Source organism: Streptomyces sp. Wb2n-11 (genome assembly GCF_001049855.1).
GTDB classification, from domain to species: Bacteria; Actinomycetota; Actinomycetes; order Streptomycetales; family Streptomycetaceae; genus Streptomyces; species Streptomyces altiplanensis.
In genome coordinates, this window is sequence record NZ_CVPB01000001.1 from 2,109,528 (window position 1) to 2,124,992 (window position 15,465).

General features: G+C 73.3%; 14 protein-coding genes. 11 read left to right on the forward strand and 3 right to left on the reverse strand.

What is annotated here, in order from left to right; all coding sequences use genetic code 11:
- Nucleotides 1-8: 8 nt before the first annotated feature.
- Nucleotides 9-1,232, forward strand: coding sequence for an acyl-CoA dehydrogenase family protein (locus BN1555_RS09270; RefSeq protein WP_093798923.1), 1,224 nt, complete (start codon nucleotides 9-11; stop codon nucleotides 1,230-1,232).
- Between the two features lie 87 nt (nucleotides 1,233-1,319).
- On the opposite strand, the gene BN1555_RS09275 is transcribed toward BN1555_RS09270, so the two are convergent.
- On the reverse strand, nucleotides 1,320-2,270 hold the full coding sequence (locus BN1555_RS09275) for an aromatase/cyclase (RefSeq protein ID WP_093798924.1): 951 nt from the start codon (nucleotides 2,268-2,270) through the stop codon (nucleotides 1,320-1,322).
- 115 nt (nucleotides 2,271-2,385) lie between these two features.
- On the reverse strand, nucleotides 2,386-4,011 hold the full coding sequence (locus BN1555_RS09280; protein ID WP_176710005.1) for an FAD-binding oxidoreductase: 1,626 nt from the start codon (nucleotides 4,009-4,011) through the stop codon (nucleotides 2,386-2,388).
- Between the two features lie 344 nt (nucleotides 4,012-4,355).
- On the opposite strand from BN1555_RS09280, the gene BN1555_RS09285 reads away from it, so the two are divergent.
- The 3 genes from BN1555_RS09285 to BN1555_RS09295 are packed head-to-tail and all read left to right on the forward strand — an operon-like array spanning nucleotide 4,356 to nucleotide 6,864.
- Nucleotides 4,356-5,345 (forward strand): ATP-binding cassette domain-containing protein, encoded by a 990-nt coding sequence (locus BN1555_RS09285; protein WP_093798925.1) that lies wholly within the window; start codon nucleotides 4,356-4,358, stop codon nucleotides 5,343-5,345.
- Between the two features lie 2 nt (nucleotides 5,346-5,347).
- Nucleotides 5,348-6,118, forward strand: a complete 771-nt coding sequence (locus BN1555_RS09290; protein ID WP_093798926.1) for an ABC transporter permease — start codon at nucleotides 5,348-5,350, stop codon at nucleotides 6,116-6,118.
- Nucleotides 6,119-6,171: 53 nt separating this feature from the next.
- Entirely contained in the window at nucleotides 6,172-6,864 is a 693-nt protein-coding gene (locus BN1555_RS09295) for a mycothiol-dependent nitroreductase Rv2466c family protein (RefSeq protein WP_093798927.1), read from the forward strand.
- 89 nt (nucleotides 6,865-6,953) lie between these two features.
- Here the strand turns inward: BN1555_RS09295 and BN1555_RS09300 are convergent, their stop codons facing one another.
- Nucleotides 6,954-7,739, reverse strand: coding sequence for an SDR family NAD(P)-dependent oxidoreductase (locus BN1555_RS09300; RefSeq protein ID WP_093798928.1), 786 nt, complete (start codon nucleotides 7,737-7,739; stop codon nucleotides 6,954-6,956).
- A gap of 208 nt (nucleotides 7,740-7,947) precedes the next feature.
- On the opposite strand from BN1555_RS09300, the gene BN1555_RS09305 reads away from it, so the two are divergent.
- The 7 genes from BN1555_RS09305 to BN1555_RS09335 all read left to right on the forward strand — a co-directional run bounded on the left by BN1555_RS09305 (nucleotide 7,948) and on the right by BN1555_RS09335 (nucleotide 15,461).
- Entirely contained in the window at nucleotides 7,948-8,766 is an 819-nt protein-coding gene (locus BN1555_RS09305; RefSeq protein ID WP_093798929.1) for an NAD(P)H-binding protein, read from the forward strand.
- Between the two features lie 114 nt (nucleotides 8,767-8,880).
- Nucleotides 8,881-10,065 carry a class I SAM-dependent methyltransferase gene (locus tag BN1555_RS09310; protein WP_093798930.1) on the forward strand — a complete coding sequence of 395 codons (1,185 nt, stop codon included), beginning with the start codon at nucleotides 8,881-8,883 and terminating at the stop codon, nucleotides 10,063-10,065.
- A 32-nt stretch (nucleotides 10,066-10,097) separates the two neighbouring features.
- Entirely contained in the window at nucleotides 10,098-11,321 is a 1,224-nt protein-coding gene (locus BN1555_RS09315) for a nucleotide disphospho-sugar-binding domain-containing protein (protein ID WP_093798931.1), read from the forward strand.
- Nucleotides 11,322-11,430: 109 nt separating this feature from the next.
- Nucleotides 11,431-12,231 carry an SDR family NAD(P)-dependent oxidoreductase gene (locus tag BN1555_RS09320; RefSeq protein ID WP_093803299.1) on the forward strand — a complete coding sequence of 267 codons (801 nt, stop codon included), beginning with the start codon at nucleotides 11,431-11,433 and terminating at the stop codon, nucleotides 12,229-12,231.
- Nucleotides 12,232-12,274: 43 nt separating this feature from the next.
- On the forward strand, nucleotides 12,275-13,591 hold the full coding sequence (locus BN1555_RS09325) for an activator-dependent family glycosyltransferase (protein ID WP_093798932.1): 1,317 nt from the start codon (nucleotides 12,275-12,277) through the stop codon (nucleotides 13,589-13,591).
- A gap of 84 nt (nucleotides 13,592-13,675) precedes the next feature.
- A complete protein-coding gene (locus tag BN1555_RS09330; protein WP_218058184.1) occupies nucleotides 13,676-14,083 on the forward strand; it encodes a MarR family winged helix-turn-helix transcriptional regulator in 408 nt (135 codons plus the stop codon).
- 76 nt (nucleotides 14,084-14,159) lie between these two features.
- Nucleotides 14,160-15,461, forward strand: coding sequence for an activator-dependent family glycosyltransferase (locus tag BN1555_RS09335; protein ID WP_093798934.1), 1,302 nt, complete (start codon nucleotides 14,160-14,162; stop codon nucleotides 15,459-15,461).
- Nucleotides 15,462-15,465 lie beyond the last annotated feature (4 nt).

Below are 15,465 nucleotides of genomic sequence, written 5' to 3' on the forward strand. Positions count from 1 at the left end.
GGAACGCGATGGCGACGCACCACAGGGACCGGGCGGTCACGGCGGATCTGCGCGACCCGAGGACGTCCTCGGGCGGAGCGCTGCTCGATCTGCTGACCGGTCACCTTCCGCGGATGCGGGACGGGGCCCGGCAGCACGACCGGGACGGGACCTTCCCGGTCGAGGCGTTCGAGGGGCTGCGCACGAGCGGGGTGCTCGGGGCCACTGTGCCGACGGAGCTCGGCGGGCTGGGCGTCGCCTCGTTGCACGACGTCGCTCTGGCCCTGGCGACGGTGGCCGAGGCGGACGCGTCCACCGCGCTCGCACTGCACATGCAGCTCAGCCGGGGGCTGACCCTCACCCACGAGTGGCTGTACGCGGACGACCGGGCGCGGGCGCTGGCCGAGCGGCTGCTGCGGGGCATGGGCTCGGGCGAGGCGGTGGTGTGCACGACGGTGAAGGACGCCGGCGGGGGCCGGGTGGTCACCCGCCTGCGGCCGGCGCCGGACGGCGGCTGGCTGCTGTCGGGGCGCAAGACCCTGGCGAGCATGGCACCGATCGCGACCGACTTCGTCATCTCGGCCCGCGTGGACGTGGCGGGGGTGACGCGGTCGGCCGCCGCCGTCCTGCCGCGCTGGACCCCGGGGCTGACCGTCCTCGACAACTGGGACGGGCTCGGCATGCGGGCCTCGGGCAGCGTGGACATCCTGCTCGAGGACTGCCCGATCGGGGTCGAGGACGTGTTCCTGCGCGGGCCGGTCGGGGAAGTGAACGACGCGGCGCTGGCCGGGCAGACGGTCAGTTCGATCACGATGCTGGGGATCTACGTGGGTGTGGCCCAGGCCGCCCGGGACCTGGTGGTGTCCGAGCTCACCCGGCGGGGCGGGTTGCCCTCGGCGGGCGTGCGCACCCTGCTGGCGGAGATCGAGTCCCGGTTGTACGCGCTGCGGACCACGGTGGGGGGCACGCTCTCGGTGGCGGACCACCTGGCGTACGAGTTCGACGGTGATCCGGTGGAACGCGGCCGACGCATGATGTTCGACTTCCAGCGCGCCAAGCTGATGGTGAACCGGCTGGCGCCGGAGATCGTCTCCGACTCTCTGTCGGTGATCGGCGGCGCGTCCTACTCGGGGTCCCATCCGCTGGCCCGGCTCTACCGGGACGTCAGGGCGGGCGCGTTCATGCACCCGTTCACCTACCCCGACGCGGTGGACTGGCTCTCCCACGCGACGCTCGGCGGCGCGAAGGAGTGAGGAGGGGCGTGCCGAAGGGAGGGGGAGGACCGGGGTGACCCGGTCCTCCCCCTCCCTTGTCGTCCGGTGGCTTCCGGCGGAGCTACGTCAGGCGCCCTGACCACGGGCGTGGGCGACGGCGTGCTCCATGGTGGTCGTGCTGTTACGGCTCAGGGCGTTCCGCACGAACGCGCGGGCGTCGGCGAGGGAGGCGTCCGGTCCCAGGACGGTCGGGACGGCCTCCTCGTTGAGAACCACGGTGTGGACGGAGGTGATCCGTGCGCCCCGCGCGTCCTCCTGGAACAGCCACCGTCCGGTGTGGGCCGTCATCAGGGCGGGGGTGCGCAGCTGCTTGTAGACGATCCGGTCGTGGGGGAAGCAGATGCGGACGGAGCCCGTGGTGTGGGTGGATCCGTCCGGTGACCGGGTCTCCATCTCAAGGGTCTGCACTCCGGGGACGTCCTCCGTCATGGCGGTGTCGGCCACGTGCGGGAGCCGCTCGGGCCAGAGGTCCGCCTCGTTGACGAAGGCGTAGGCGTCCTTGATGCCGCCGCCGGTGAGTTCGACCGTGTCCTCGAAGGTCAGGACCAGGTCGGCGCGGGCCTCGGCCTGTTCGGCCGCGGTGCGCAGCGCGGCCAGCTCGGCGCCGCTGTTGCCGTCGACGGCCCGCTCAATCCAGGCCGTCTTCTCGGGGTCGTCGGCGACGGCCCGGAAGTCGTGGAGCAGCCGTACCCGGCTCTCGGTGGCGGAGATCTCCTCGACGATCCACTCACCGCCCATGGCGGCCACGGGCGGCTGGGAGACCTCCTGCCGGAAGCGGACGCTGAGCCGGTCGTGGTCGAGGAGCCGGCGCGAGGTCCAGGTCTTGACCTCGTCGTTGGCGGTGGCCCAGATCCGGATGCGCTCCTCGGTCTCGCTCCGCTCGACGTGTTCGACGTGCACGGTGGGCGGAAAGGTCTCGGGCCAGCGGCCGACGTCGACGATCAGGTCGAAGACGCGGCGCGCCGGCGCGGCCACCGCGATCGTGTGCTCGGTGTGGTGGGTTCGGGACTGTGACATGGTCCTCCGTCCGGCTCCGCTCGGGGTGAGCGGAGCCAGCTTGGGTGCCGCCTCTCGTCGGAGACTCGACGACAACTCGGCACGGGGGGTGCCCGGTCCGCCGGGGGTGGGGCGGTCAGCCGGCCGGCGGACGGGCCGGCGGGCGGACGCCCAGCGCGTGGTGGAACAGGTCGAGCGGGTCCCAGCGTTCCTTGACCCGGCGCAGCCGCTCGTACTGACCGCGGTGGTAGAGGGTGCTCCAGGGCACGCCGGAGGTGTTCCACCGCGGGTCGGCGAGATCGGTGTCGGGGTAGTTGACGTAGGCGCCGCCGTTGGCCGCGTTCGGCACCGGGACTCCGCCGGTGTCGGCATGGAGTTCGCGGTAGAGGCCCCGGACCCATGCCAGTTGGCGCTCGGTCTGCTCCTCCTCGCCCCAGAGGGTCTCGTGCACGGCGCTGAAGAGGCAGTCCCGGTGGGGCATGGCGGTGACCTCCGGGGCGACCGCGTTGATCCGTCCGCCGAGGAAGGTGAGGTAGACGGCGGCGGTGGCGAACTCCTCGCCGCCCCGTCCGAGATGGTCGTGGAGCACACCGATCTGGCGGTCGTTCCAGGGTTGCCGCAGCAGCGTGGACTTCGACTTGAACCGGGCCCCGCCGGGCCATTGCACGCCTCCGAGGACCGACTTCAGCCACGGTGTGGTGGCCGTGGCCGTCGTGTGCGGGACTCCGGCCGCAGCCGTCAGCTCGGCGACGAAGGCGTCCAGGAGTTCCTCCGACCGCGGTCGGTCGACGTCGAGCGCGGCGTCCACCGTGATCCGCCCGTTCGTCCGGTGGCCCAGAGTGAGCCCGCTCGACAGCTCCGCGTAGGGCGAGTCGAGTCCGGCGTGCCGTCGGTGCCACTCCCCGTGGGCGCGCAGGAGCCGGGTGAAGGCCTCCCGGTCCAGGTCCTGCCACTGCCAGCCGACGGAGACCGAGCGCACGGCGGCGGGCGGCCTGGGCAGCAGGTCGCCCGGGGCTCCGGCGGCGCCGGGCGAGCGGAACAGATAGCGGGTGACGACGCCGAAGTTGCCTCCGCCACCGCCGGTGTGGGCCCACCACAGCTCGCGCTCGGCGCCGGTCGAGTCTCGGGTGACGGTGACCTGTCGAGCCCTGCCCGACCGGTCGGCGACGACCACCTCGACCCCGTACAGGTGGTCGACGACCAGCCCGTACCGCCGGGAGAGCGCCCCGTACCCGCCGCCGGCGACATGGCCCCCGACTCCGACCGCCGGACAACCGCCGCCGGGCAGGGTCACGCCCCACCCGAGATAGAAGGTCCGGTAGACCCGCCCGAGCGTGGCGCCGGACTCGACGGCGTAGACCCGACGCTCCGGGTCGTAGGAGACGGCCGCCATCTCTGAGACGTCGATCAGGGCCCGTACGGCGGGGTCGTCCACGAAGTTCTCGAAGCAGTGTCCGCCGCTGCGGACCGCGATCCGCCTGCCCGCGCGGGCCGCCTCCTCCACCGCCCGGACCACCTGGTCGGCCGAGCCGACCAGGTGCACCACGTCCGGGGAGCCCGTGAACCGGCCGTTGTACCCACGCCTGGTGAGCTCGACGTACCGGGGATCGTCCGGCCCGAGCACGACCGGGCCCAGGGCCGGCGGGCCCGTGACGGCAGGCGGGCCGGCCGGTGGGGCACCGGGTGGGCCGGCCGGGGACGCGGCGGCGGCCGGGCCACCGAGGAGCGCGGCGCTCCCGGAGGCAGCCGAGAGCCCCAGCATTCGTCTGCGTGTGAGTCGTACCAAGAGGGACACCGACCTTCCCGTCCGGCCCGCGGCCGTTCGCCATGTCGGCGGCCAGCCTGGAGGCGGTCCCTGGCAGGTCGCTGGCAGGTCGGTGGAGAGGCGCTGGTACGCGCCGCGGCGCCCCGTTCGAAGGGCGGATCGAAGGGCGGATCGAAACCGTCAAGGAAGCTGACAAAGACGTGATTAACGCTTCTAAGCTCGAAGAAGTCAAGGGCCCAGAGCATCTGCCCTTCCCTCAACCTGCCCGGGACCGAGCCGGCCGGTCCCCGCGCAGCCCGTAACCCCGTGACACCCCTCCATGAACCTCTACGGGAGAACCCATGATCCACACCCGCGGGCTCACCCGCAGTTTCCGCGCCAAGGGAGAGACCGTCGAAGCCGTGCGCGGTCTCGACCTCGACATCGAAGCCGGCTCCGTGGTCGCCTTCCTCGGGCCGAACGGCGCCGGCAAGACCACCAGTCTGCGGATGCTGACCACCCTGCTTCCGCCGTCCTCGGGCACCGCCGTCGTCGCCGGCCACGACGTCGTGGCCGACCCCGCCGCCGTACGCCACCGCATCGGCTACCTCGGCCAGGGAAACAGCGCGGGCAGCAACTTCCGGGTCGCCGACGAACTCGTCACCCAGGGCCGCGCCTACGGTCTCGGCCGCGCCGAGTCCCGCGCGCGGGCCGAGCGCCTGCTCACCGCCCTCGAACTGGAGGGCCTGGCCCAGCGGACGGTCGGCACCCTGTCGGGCGGCCAGCGCCGCCGCCTGGACATCGCCATGGCCCTGGTCCACGAGCCGGAACTGCTCTTCCTCGACGAGCCCACCACCGGACTCGACCCGCACAGCCGCGCCAACATCTGGGAACACGTGCTGCGGCTGCACAAGGAGCTCGGCACCACCGTCGTCTTCACCAGCCACTACCTGGAGGAGGCCGACCTCTGGGCCGAACGGGTGATGGTCGTCGACCACGGCCGGGTGATCGCCGACGGCTCCCCGGAGCAGCTCAAGGCCGACCTGGCCGGAGACCGCATCACCGTGGGGACCGCCGACCGCGCCGACGCGGACCGGGCCGTCGAACTCGCCCGCGCCCTGCCCACCGTCCACGAGGTGACCGCCGAAGGAACCGAGGTGCGGGTGCGCGCACCGCACGGCGACACCCAACTTCCGCTCCTGCTGCGAAACCTGGAGACGGCCGGGGTACGGGCGATCACCGCCCGGCTCACCCGCCCCACCCTCGACGACGTCTTCCTCTCCCTCACCGGCCGCACCCTGCGGGAGAGCTCCGACGCCACCGCCCCGACCACCACGCACGACGGAGCCTGACCATGAAGGTGATCACCGACACCCGGACCGCGTTCGCCCGCGAACTGGGGCCCGAGCTGCGGCAGCCCGCGGGGCTCCTCTTCACGATGATGCTGCCCTTCCTCTTCCTCGCCCTCTTCGCGCCCCTGCTCACGGACATGGGCGCCGGCGGGGGCACGGGCACGGGCTCCCCCTGGCAGTGGTTCGTGCCCGGCATGCTCGTCCTGCTCGGCCTCTCCGCCACCGCGGGGGCCGGCGCCTCGCTCCTCAACGAGATGTCCTCGGGCGCCTTCGAGCGGATGCTCGTCACCCCGCTCAACCGGGCCTCGATGCTCGTCGGCCGGGCCCTCAAGGAAGTCGTCGTCCTGCTGGCACAGGCCGTGCTGATCCTCGTCCTGCTGCTGCCGACCGACTTCCGGCTGCACCCGCTCGGCGCCCTGGCCGGACTGGCGCTGCTGACCGTCTTCGGCGTCGGGATCGGGGCCCTCTCCTTCACCCTCGCGCTCCACTCCCGCAAGCAGCAGACCCTGTTCTACGGGGTCCAGCAGGTGATCTTCTTCCCGCTGCTGCTGCTCTCCGGGGTCCTGCTGCCCATCACCGAGGCCTCCGCGCCGGCCTGGCTCTACGTCCTCAGCCGGATCAACCCCGTGACCTACGTGGTCGAGGCCGAACGCACCCTGTTCGACGGTCGGTTCGCCGAGGCGGGCGTCCTGTACGGGATCGTCGCGGCGGCGGCCATCGCAGTCCTGGGGGTCGTCGCGGGCATCCGCGGCATGCGCAACGCCACCGTGTGACGCGACGCCCGCGCACCCGGCCCTCTCGAACGACCGGAAGGAGCACCCCACCCGTGACCGCCGAAGCCGTTCCGGCCGTCCGGCCCCCCGGCCCGCGCACCGTGGACGTGTGGCTCGACCCCGCCTGCCCGTACACCTGGCTCACCTCCCGCTGGTTGCAGGAGGCGGCCCGGGTGCGCCCGCTCCACCTGCGCCGGCACCTGATGAGCCTGGCCATCCTCAACGAGGGGTCCGACGACGATCCCGAGGGAGATCCCACGGGGTTCCTCATGGTGCCGGTGCGGATCGGCACGGCCGTCCTACACCACCACGGGCAGGAGGCGCTGGCCCGCTTCCACGCCGCCCTCTGGGCAGACTCGGGCACCGGCGGGGACGCCGGAAGGAGCAAGAAATGGATCAACGATCCGGCCGACGCCCTGGCCGACGCCGGGCTGCCGGCCGACCTGGCGGCGGCCGGCGGCTCGACCGCGTACGACGGGGAGCTGCGGTCCTCGCACGCCGAGGCCGTGCGGCTCCTCGGCCCGCGCCCCGGGACGCCGGTCGTCGCGGTGACGGACCCGGCGGAGCCGGGCCTCCCTCCGCTGGCCTTCTTCGGGCCGGTCCTGTCCCGCCTGCCGCGCGGGGAGGAAGCGGGACGGCTGTGGGACGGGACGCTGCTGGTGGCGGGCACCCCCGGCTTCCACGAGCTCAAGGGGACGCCCGCCGACCCGGATCCGGACGTGCGCCGAGGAGACGATCCGATGTGACGGGACCGGGTCGGCGGGTCGGCGGGTCGGCGGGTCGGCGGTGAACGGGCAGACCGAGGTGCGCGGTTGCCGCCCGTGACCGGCCTTGATCAGTAGTTGCCGAGGCCTCCGCAGACGTTGAGGGCCTGGGCGGTGATCGACGCGGCCGTGTCGCCGATCAGATAGCCGACCAGGCCCGCCACCTCCTGGGGGGCGGTGTACCGGCCCAACGGGATTTTCGCCTCGAAGCGTTCGAGCACCGCCTCGGGGGTGGTGTCCCACGCCACCGCGTACCCGGCGCGGACCCGCTCGGCCATGGGCGTCTCGACGTACCCCGGGCAGACCGCGTTGACGGTGACGCCGGTCTTGGCCAGTTCGAGGCCCAGCGCCTTGGTGAAGCCGACGACACCGTGCTTGGAGGCCGAGTAAGGGGCGCCGAGCACCACACCCTGCTTGCCGCCGGTGGACGCGATGTTGACGATCCGGCCCCAGCCGCGCTCGAGCATGCCTCCGGCGGTCAGGGCGGCCCGGGTCACCCGGAGCACGCTGTGGAGGTTGGTGTCCATGACGTCGAGCCACAGCTCGTCCGTGAGCTCGGCGGTGGGCCCGCCCCCGCTGCGGCCCGCGTTGTTGACGAGGACGTCGACCGAGCCGTACCGGTCGACCGCGGCGCGTACGAAGGCGTTCACCTGCTCGGTGGAGCGCACGTCGCAGGCCTGCCCGTCGGCGTCCACGCCTTCCTCGCGCAGCAGTTTGACGGTCTGCGCGACCGCGTCGGCGTCACGGGCGCAGAGAAAGATCCGCAGCCCGTCCCGGCCCAGCGATCGCGCCACGGCGAGGCCGATACCGCTGGTCGCCCCGGTGACGACGGCGACCCGTCCTTCGGTGCCGGTCATGGTCCCTCCCGGATCGTGACATCGAGTGTGCGTACGCGGCACGAGGGTGGCAACGGGCGCTCGACATGCGCTGGACGGCCCGTGTCGACCGCGGTTCGAGCCGTCCGTCAGGACGGCCCGGAAACGTCGGCGGGTCCGTGCCCGCCGCAGGACAGGACAGCGGCACCGAAGGGCTCGGTGCCCTGACGAGAAGCGAAGGAGAAGCGAGATGACCGTTCTGGTGACGGGTGCCACGGGGAACGTGGGCCGGCACGTGGTGACGGGGCTGCTGGCGGCGGGCGTACGGGTGCGGGCGATGACCCGTGCCCCGGAGAAGGCGGCGCTGCCGGCCGGGGTGGAGGTGGTCCGCGGCGACCTGGCCGATCCGGCGAGCCTGGACGCGGCCCTCGCCGGCGTCGACCGGGTGTACCTCTTCCCCCTGCCCGGCACCGCCGAGGAGTTCACCGCGCGGGCGGCGACGGCGGGCGTACGGCGGATCGTCGTGCTCTCCTCGGTGTCGGCCGAGTACGCCGACGGCGACTACAGCGGCGACCACCACACCGCGGTGGAACGCGCCGTGGAGGCGTCCGGCCTGGAGTGGACGCACGTCAGGCCCGGCGAGTTCATGGCCAACGTGCTGAGCTGGTGGGCCCCTTCGATCCGGGCCGAGAACGTGGTCCGCGCACCGTTCGGAGGCACCCGCAGCGCCCCCGTCCACGAGGCCGACATCGCCGACGTGGCGCTGGCCGCGCTGCTGGAGGACGGGCACGTGGGCAAGGCGTATTCCTTCGCCGGGCCCCAGTCCCTGACCAAGTACGAGCAGGTGCGCGACCTCGGCGAGGCCCTCGGCCGCGCGATCCGCTTCGACGAGCTGACGGTGGACGGGGCCCGCGCCCTGTGGCTCGGGCAGGGCATGCCGGCGGAGGCCGTGGACTGGCTGCTCCAGGACCCGGTGGACGTGCCGGTGGGGCCGACCGCCGAACAGGTCACGGGACGGCCCGCCCGTACCTTCGCCCAGTGGGTGGCCGACCACCGCGCGGACTTCTAGGCCGCGTCCGAAGGCGCCTCGCCGGTGGCGGCGTTCAGTGGCGGTTGAGCGGGTTTCCAGGAGACCCGCAGACGGTGTCCGTGACCCTCTCCGTGGACCGATGGGAACGCCGTCATGGTGGATGCCGCACAGAACGCAGTGATCCGACGACTGATCCGAGCCGGAGCCGGCTCCGACGACGAGATCGACGCCCTGCTCAAGGACGTCGGTCTGGCCGAGGTGGCGCGCGTCCTCGTCGAGGAGGTGCTCTTCCGCTGCCCGGAGCCGGCCAACACCGCCTCCGTCGACGTGGCCCTGGACGTCACGCACGGCGGGGAACGGCACGGCGTCGCGCTGCGCATGGTGCGCGACGAGCCGATCCGGGTCGTCGAGGACGACTCCGCGCGGGTGCGCTCTCGGGTGACCTTCACCGCCGCGGGGCTGGTCCGCCGGCTCTTCGGGCCGGCGGACTCCCCGCGCACCGGGGACTTCCGCAACTCCTTCGTGCCCACGCCCGAGGACCCGGAGCAGGTGCGCGAACTCCTCGCCGAGATGAACACCGTGCTGCGCGCGGCGTCCCAGGCCACGGCCACGCTGATGGCCGGCTGCACGGGGCGCTGCCCCGATCTGGGCGAGCTGTCCATCCGCTACGGCTCGGACAAGTGGGCCAGTTTCCACTGGTACACCGCCCACTACGAGCGCCACTTCGCCCCGTACCGGGACCGGCCGGTGCGTGTCCTGGAGATCGGGATCGGCGGCTTCGACGACGACCTCGGCGGCGGCTCGCTGAAGATGTGGAAGCGGTACTTCCCCCGGGGCACCGTCTTCGGCCTGGACATCTACGACAAGACCGCGCTGACCGAGCCCCGGCTCACGGCGCTCGTCGGCGACCAGAACGACCCGGAGTACCTGACCGCGTTGGCGCGGGACCACGGACCGTTCGACATCGTCATCGACGACGGCAGTCATGTGAACGAGCACGTGCGGACCTCGTTCCGGGCCCTGTTCCCGTACGTGCGCCCCGGCGGCCTCTACGTGATCGAGGACCTGCAGACCGCCTACTTCACCGACTTCGGCGGCAGCGCGGGTGGAGTCGCCGGCCCCGACACCTCGCTCGGGCTGGTCAAGGGGCTGATCGACGACCTTCACCACCGGGAGCACCGGGATCCCGCGGTCACCCGTCCCACCCCGACCCAGAGCACGGTCACCGGCGTGCACGCGTACCACAACATCGTCTTCGTGGAGAAGGGGACCAACGGCGAGGACACCCTGCCGGCGTGGATGGACGCCGACGTGTGGACCGCCCTCGGCGCCAAGTGACCCGGCGCCGAGCGAGACGAAGGGAATCGATCGTGCGCGTTCTGTTCACCGTGTCCTCGTGGCCCACCCAGTACGCGGCCATGGTGCCCCTGGGCTGGGCCCTCCAGGCGGCGGGCCACGAGGTCCGGGTGCTGTGCGCACCCGGGCAGGCTGCCGCCGTGGGCCGGGCCGGGCTGGTGCCCGTCCCGGTCCTCGGGGGGATGGAGGAGGTCCTGCGGCTGCGCCTGCAATACCACGCGGAGGCGGTGGCGGGGATCTGGCCGTACCCGTGGCTGCCTCCGCACCCGCTGACCGGTGAACGCGTCGACCACCTCGACGCGTTCGACACCGCTCGCTTCGAGCGGGAGATCGCTCCGGAGCTGGCGGACTCGGCCGCCCGGAGCTTCGACGCGGCCGTGGCGTACGCCCGGGACTGGGGGCCGCGGCTGGTCCTGCACGATCCCGGGAGCCTTGAGGGGCTGCTCGTGGCGAAGGTGCTGGAGGTTCCGGCGGCGCTGTGTCTGTGGGGCCCGGCGAGCCCGCACGACCCCGACCACATGCGGATCCTCCCCACCGATCACAGCGGCGCGTTCCCCCGGTACGGTCTGGGCACGTTCGACGTGAGCATGATCGAGCGGGTGGTGGACCCCAACCCGCCGTCGCTGAAGGTGCCGGTCGAGGCCGAACGGCTGCCCGTCCGCTACGTCCCGTACAACGGCGCCGGTCCTGCCCCGGCGTGGACCGCCCGGCCGCCGGAGGGTCGCCGGGTCTGTGTGACCTGGTCCACCGCCCTGTCCACGGTCTCCGGGCCCGACTCCTATCTGCTCCCGCGGATCGTCGCCGCCCTCGACGGCCTGGACGCCGAGGTCGTGCTGACCGCGACGGCGCGAGACGTGGCCGCGCTCGGCGACGTGCCCGCCTCGGTCCGGGTGGTGGAGAACCTGCCGCTGGCCGCCGTGTTGCCGGGGTGTGACGCCGTCGTGCACCACGGGGGCAGCGGCAGCGCGCTGACCGCTCTGTGGGCGGGGGTGCCGCAGTTCGTCGCGACTTTCGCGGCGGAGCAGCAGGTGACCGGGGAGCGGGTGGCCGCCACCGGTGCGGCGCTGCACACGCCCGGGCACCTGGCGGACGAGGCGACGATACGGGCCGGTGTCGAGCGGCTGATCGAGGACGGCGCCCACCGGGCGGCGGCCGTTCGGCTCCGAGAGGAGGTCGCGGAGGCGCCGTCACCGGCGGCGCTCGCCACGGAACTGGTCGCATCGGCGATGGGCGGCTGAGCCCGGCGACCGGGCGACCGGCGCCGGCCACGGCGGCCGGGCCTCGCTGGTCCGCTTCGCTGCTCGGGCGTCGAGAAGCTTGCGAGGGCCGCTGCCGATGCTGCCGGACATGACCACGCGAACCGAGGGAATCGACAGCGCGGAGCCGTCCGGGGACGGCTTCGCGCGCGGGATCGTCATCACCGGCGGCGGCACCGGCATCGGCCGGGCCACGGCCCGCGCCTTCGCCGAGCGGGGCGACCGGGTGCTCGTCGTCGGCCGCACCGAGGCCACCGTGGCCGAGACCGCCGGCGGGCACCCGAGCATCACGGCTCTGGTCGCCGACGTCACCGCGCCGGACGCACCCGACCGGATCGTCGGGACGGCCCTGGACGTCCTCGGCCGGCTCGACGTCCTGGTGAACAACGCGGCCGCGATGGGATACCGCCCGCTGGCCGCCCTGGACCGGGCGGAGGCCGAACGGCAGCTCCACACCAACCTCCTGGCCCCGATCCTGCTCACCCGGGCCGCGCTGGAGCCCCTGGCGCAGCGGTCCGGCACCGTGGTGAACATCGGCTCCTCCGGGGCGGTCGGCCTGCGGTCCTGGCCGGACAACGGCCTGTACGGGGCCGCGAAGGCCGCCCTGGACTTCCTCACCCGCACCTGGGCCGTCGAGCTGGCCCCGCGCGGCATCCGGGTCGTGGGACTCGCTCCCGGCGTGACCGACATCGCCGGACCCGGCGGGCCCGAACGGAGCGGCGCCGACCCGGAGTACGCGGCCTTCCTGAGGGAGATCGCCCACCGGACCCCGAGCGGCCGGGTCGGCCGCCCCGAGGAGATGGCCTGGTGGATCGTCCAGCTCACCCGGCCGGAGGCCGCCTACGCCAACGGGACGGTGGTTCCGGTGGACGGCGGGCTCTCCCTCACCTGATCCCGTCCGTCGACCGACGCCGTACGTCCGAGAGGGAGCACCGATGCGCGTCCTGTTCCAGCCGTTCGCCGCCGCCACCCATGTGGCCGCTCAGGTCCCGCTCGCGTGGGCGCTGCGCGCGGCCGGTCACGAGATCCGCGTCGCGACCCAGCCGGACGTGGCCGAGGACATCGCCCGGGCCGGTCTGACGGCGGTGCCGGTCGGCGATCCCCTGCACGTGGCGGCCAAGATGAACCCGGACGACACGGACCTGGTGGACGAGCTGCGCGACGACGCCTGGCTGCGGGTCCTCGATCCGGGCGAGCTACGCCCCGAGCGGCTGACTCCGGAGCATCTGCACGGGGTGTTCGCGGCGTGGACGCCGCTGGTGCATCGGAACACGGTGCCGGACCGCATGATCGACGACCTGGTCGCGTACGCCCGGGACTGGCGGCCCGACCTGATCGTCTGGGACACCATGAGCTACGCCGGTCCGGTCGCCGCCCGCGCCTCCGGCGCCGCGCACGCCCGGCTGATGTTCGGGCTCGACCTGGTGGGCCTGTTGCGCGAGCGCTACCGGGACGTCCTCGACCGGCTGCCCGCGGAGCTGCGGGACGATCCGCTGGAGGAGTGGCTGGGGCACGTCCTGGAGCGGCACGGTCTGGAAGGCCCCGGCCGGGGGTTCGACGAGGAGCTGGTGGTGGGCCAGTGGACCGTCGACCCGGTCCCCACCTCCCTCGCCCTGCCCCTCCACGTCCCCCGCGTCCCGGTGCGGTACGTGCCGTACAACGGCACCGCGGTCGTGCCCGGTTGGCTGGACGAGACTCCCGGCAGGCGCCGGATCTGTCTGACCCTCGGCGTCTCCTTCCGGGAGGTGGTCGGCGAGGACCAGGCCTCGGTCGGGGAGCTGCTGGCGGCGGTGGCCGATCTGGACGTCGAGGTGGTGGCCACGCTCAACGCCGAACAGCTCGCCGCGTTGGGCCCGCTGCCGCCGAACGTACGGGCGGTCGACTTCGTACCGCTGAACGAGCTGTTGCCGAGCTGCTCGGCGATCATCCACCACGGCGGGGCCGGTACGTTCCTGACCGCCCTGGCCCACGGCATACCCCAGGTCGTGGTCCCGGCCCGCATGTGGTGCAACACCCCGCGAGCGAAGCGGGCCCGGGCGGCCGGGGTGGCGCTGGCCTGCCCGCCGGAGGAGCTGACGGCCGGCCGGCTGCGCGCGATGGTGACGCGGGTGCTCGACGACGGGTCGTTCGCGCGGAACGCGGCCCGGGTCCGCGCCGAGATGCTCGGGACGCCGACGCCCGGGGAGATCGTCCCGACCCTGGAACGGCTGGTCGCCGCGCATCGGTCTCCCGGGCGGCGCGGCGCCTCATGACATACCGTCGGACGGAGAAGATCACGGTCTCCGCACGGTCGAGGTGAATCCCTGGTGAGGACCCACATCCCCTATCTCTTAGCCGTGGCGAGCACGGTGGCGACGCGTCGGGTCGACGAGCGGCTGACCGACTACGACCTGACTGTGCGTCAGTACGGCCTGCTCACCCAGCTCGCGCTGGAACCCGAGCTGACGATGGCGGAACTGGCCCGCCAGCTCGGCATCGCCCGGCAGTCGGTGCACCAACTGGTCAACGAGCTCGTGGAGGCGGGCCATGTGCGTCGCCGCCCCGGCGCCGACGACCGCTCGCGCCGGCTGGAGATCACCGACACGGCGCAGTATCTGCTGACCCGGATCGACGGGCCGCTGGAGCGGGTGGAGGCGGAGCTGCTCGGCGATCTCAGCCCGGAGGAGGCCGAGACCCTGCGGCGGCTCCTCCAGCGCGTCCTGGCGCACGCCACCGACGACGAGGCCTGGCTGCCGGCCCGCTGACGGCGGCTCGACGCCCCCGACGGGGCACCAACGAGAGTCGAGGCCCGGTCGAGACCCGGCCCCTAGCCTCGCCGCCATGCGTGTGCTGTTTGTGACCCTGGCCGCCCGTCCCCACTTCTACGTCCAGGTGCCGCTGGCCTGGGCCCTGCGTGCCGCCGGCCACGAGGTGCGCGTCGCCAGCCAGCCCGATCTGCTGGACGCCATCACCGCGGCCGGGCTGCCCGCGACCCCGGTGGGACCCCCGCTGGCCCAGGACGAGTCCGTGGAGGAGCTGCGGCGTCGGCAGGAGAAGGCGGCCGAGCGGCTGACAGAGCCGCCCGACGCCCAGGAGCTGATGCGGATGGCGGAGGACCGGCCCGAGCGGCTGACCCCCGACTTCCTGGACGGCCTCTTCACGGTGATGACCTCGGCCATCTTCCAGAACTTCGCGGCCGAGGAGACCGTGGACGACCTGGTCGCGCTGACCCGTCGATGGCGGCCCGACCTGGTGGTCTGGGACACGCTCATGATGGGCGGGTCGATCGCCGCCCATGCCTGCGGGGCGGCGCACGCGCGTCTCCTCTACGGGCTCGACCTGGTGGGCACCATGCGGGAGCGGCACCTGACGTCGCTCGCCGCGCGGCCCGAGGAGCTGCGCGAGGACCCACTCGCCGAGTGGCTGGAGTGGACGGCGGCCCGGTACGGCGGCGGGTTCAGCGAGGATTTGGTGACCGGCCAGTGGACCGTCGACCCCACCCCTGCCTCGCTGCGTCCGCCCACGGAGCTGCCGTGGGTCCCCGTCCGGCACGTCCCGTACAACGGGCGGGCGGTGCTGCCGGAGTGGCTGCGCGAGCCGCCCGCCCGGCGCCGGGTCTGCCTCACCCTCGGCCTCTCCTTCCGTGAGGTGATGGGCGGTGACCAGGCGTCCGTGCCGGCCCTCCTGGAGGCGCTGGGCGAGCTGGACGCGGAGGTGGTGGCGACCCTGGACGGCGGGCAGCTGGCCAAGGTCGGCCGCGTGCCCGACAACGTACGGGCGGTGGACTTCGTGCCGTTGGACGCGCTGCTGCCGTCGTGCTCGGCGATCGTGCACCAGGGCGGGTTCGGTACCTCGCAGAACGCGCTGGTGCACGGCGTCCCGCAGGTCGTCGTCCCCAACGACCTGTGGGACATCCACCCTCGGGCGGAGCTGATCGAGCGGTCGGGGGCGGGAGTGCGGCCTTCCGGGGCCGGTCCGCTCACCCCGGAGGAGCTGCGCGAGCTGGTGACGCGGGTGCTGGACGAGCCGTCGTTCGCGCGGAACGCGGCGCGGTTGCGGGAGGAGGTCCGGGCCATGCCCACGCCCGCCGAGCTGGTTCCGGTGCTGGAGGAGCTGACCGCGCGTCACCGGTCGGCCGGCTGAACCG

Excerpts from the sequence above, each read along its gene's own strand:
- BN1555_RS09270 (WP_093798923.1), top strand. The coding sequence starts at position 9 with ATGGCGACGCACCACAGGGACCGGGCGGTCACGGCGGATCTGCGCGAC.
- BN1555_RS09275 (WP_093798924.1), bottom strand. The coding sequence starts at position 2,270 with ATGTCACAGTCCCGAACCCACCACACCGAGCACACGATCGCGGTGGCC.
- BN1555_RS09280 (WP_176710005.1), bottom strand. The coding sequence starts at position 4,011 with ATGCTGGGGCTCTCGGCTGCCTCCGGGAGCGCCGCGCTCCTCGGTGGC.
- BN1555_RS09285 (WP_093798925.1), top strand. The coding sequence starts at position 4,356 with ATGATCCACACCCGCGGGCTCACCCGCAGTTTCCGCGCCAAGGGAGAG.
- BN1555_RS09290 (WP_093798926.1), top strand. The coding sequence starts at position 5,348 with ATGAAGGTGATCACCGACACCCGGACCGCGTTCGCCCGCGAACTGGGG.
- BN1555_RS09300 (WP_093798928.1), bottom strand. The coding sequence starts at position 7,739 with ATGACCGGCACCGAAGGACGGGTCGCCGTCGTCACCGGGGCGACCAGC.
- BN1555_RS09305 (WP_093798929.1), top strand. The coding sequence starts at position 7,948 with ATGACCGTTCTGGTGACGGGTGCCACGGGGAACGTGGGCCGGCACGTG.
- BN1555_RS09310 (WP_093798930.1), top strand. The coding sequence starts at position 8,881 with ATGGTGGATGCCGCACAGAACGCAGTGATCCGACGACTGATCCGAGCC.
- BN1555_RS09320 (WP_093803299.1), top strand. The coding sequence starts at position 11,431 with ATGACCACGCGAACCGAGGGAATCGACAGCGCGGAGCCGTCCGGGGAC.
- BN1555_RS09325 (WP_093798932.1), top strand. The coding sequence starts at position 12,275 with ATGCGCGTCCTGTTCCAGCCGTTCGCCGCCGCCACCCATGTGGCCGCT.
- BN1555_RS09335 (WP_093798934.1), top strand. The coding sequence starts at position 14,160 with ATGCGTGTGCTGTTTGTGACCCTGGCCGCCCGTCCCCACTTCTACGTC.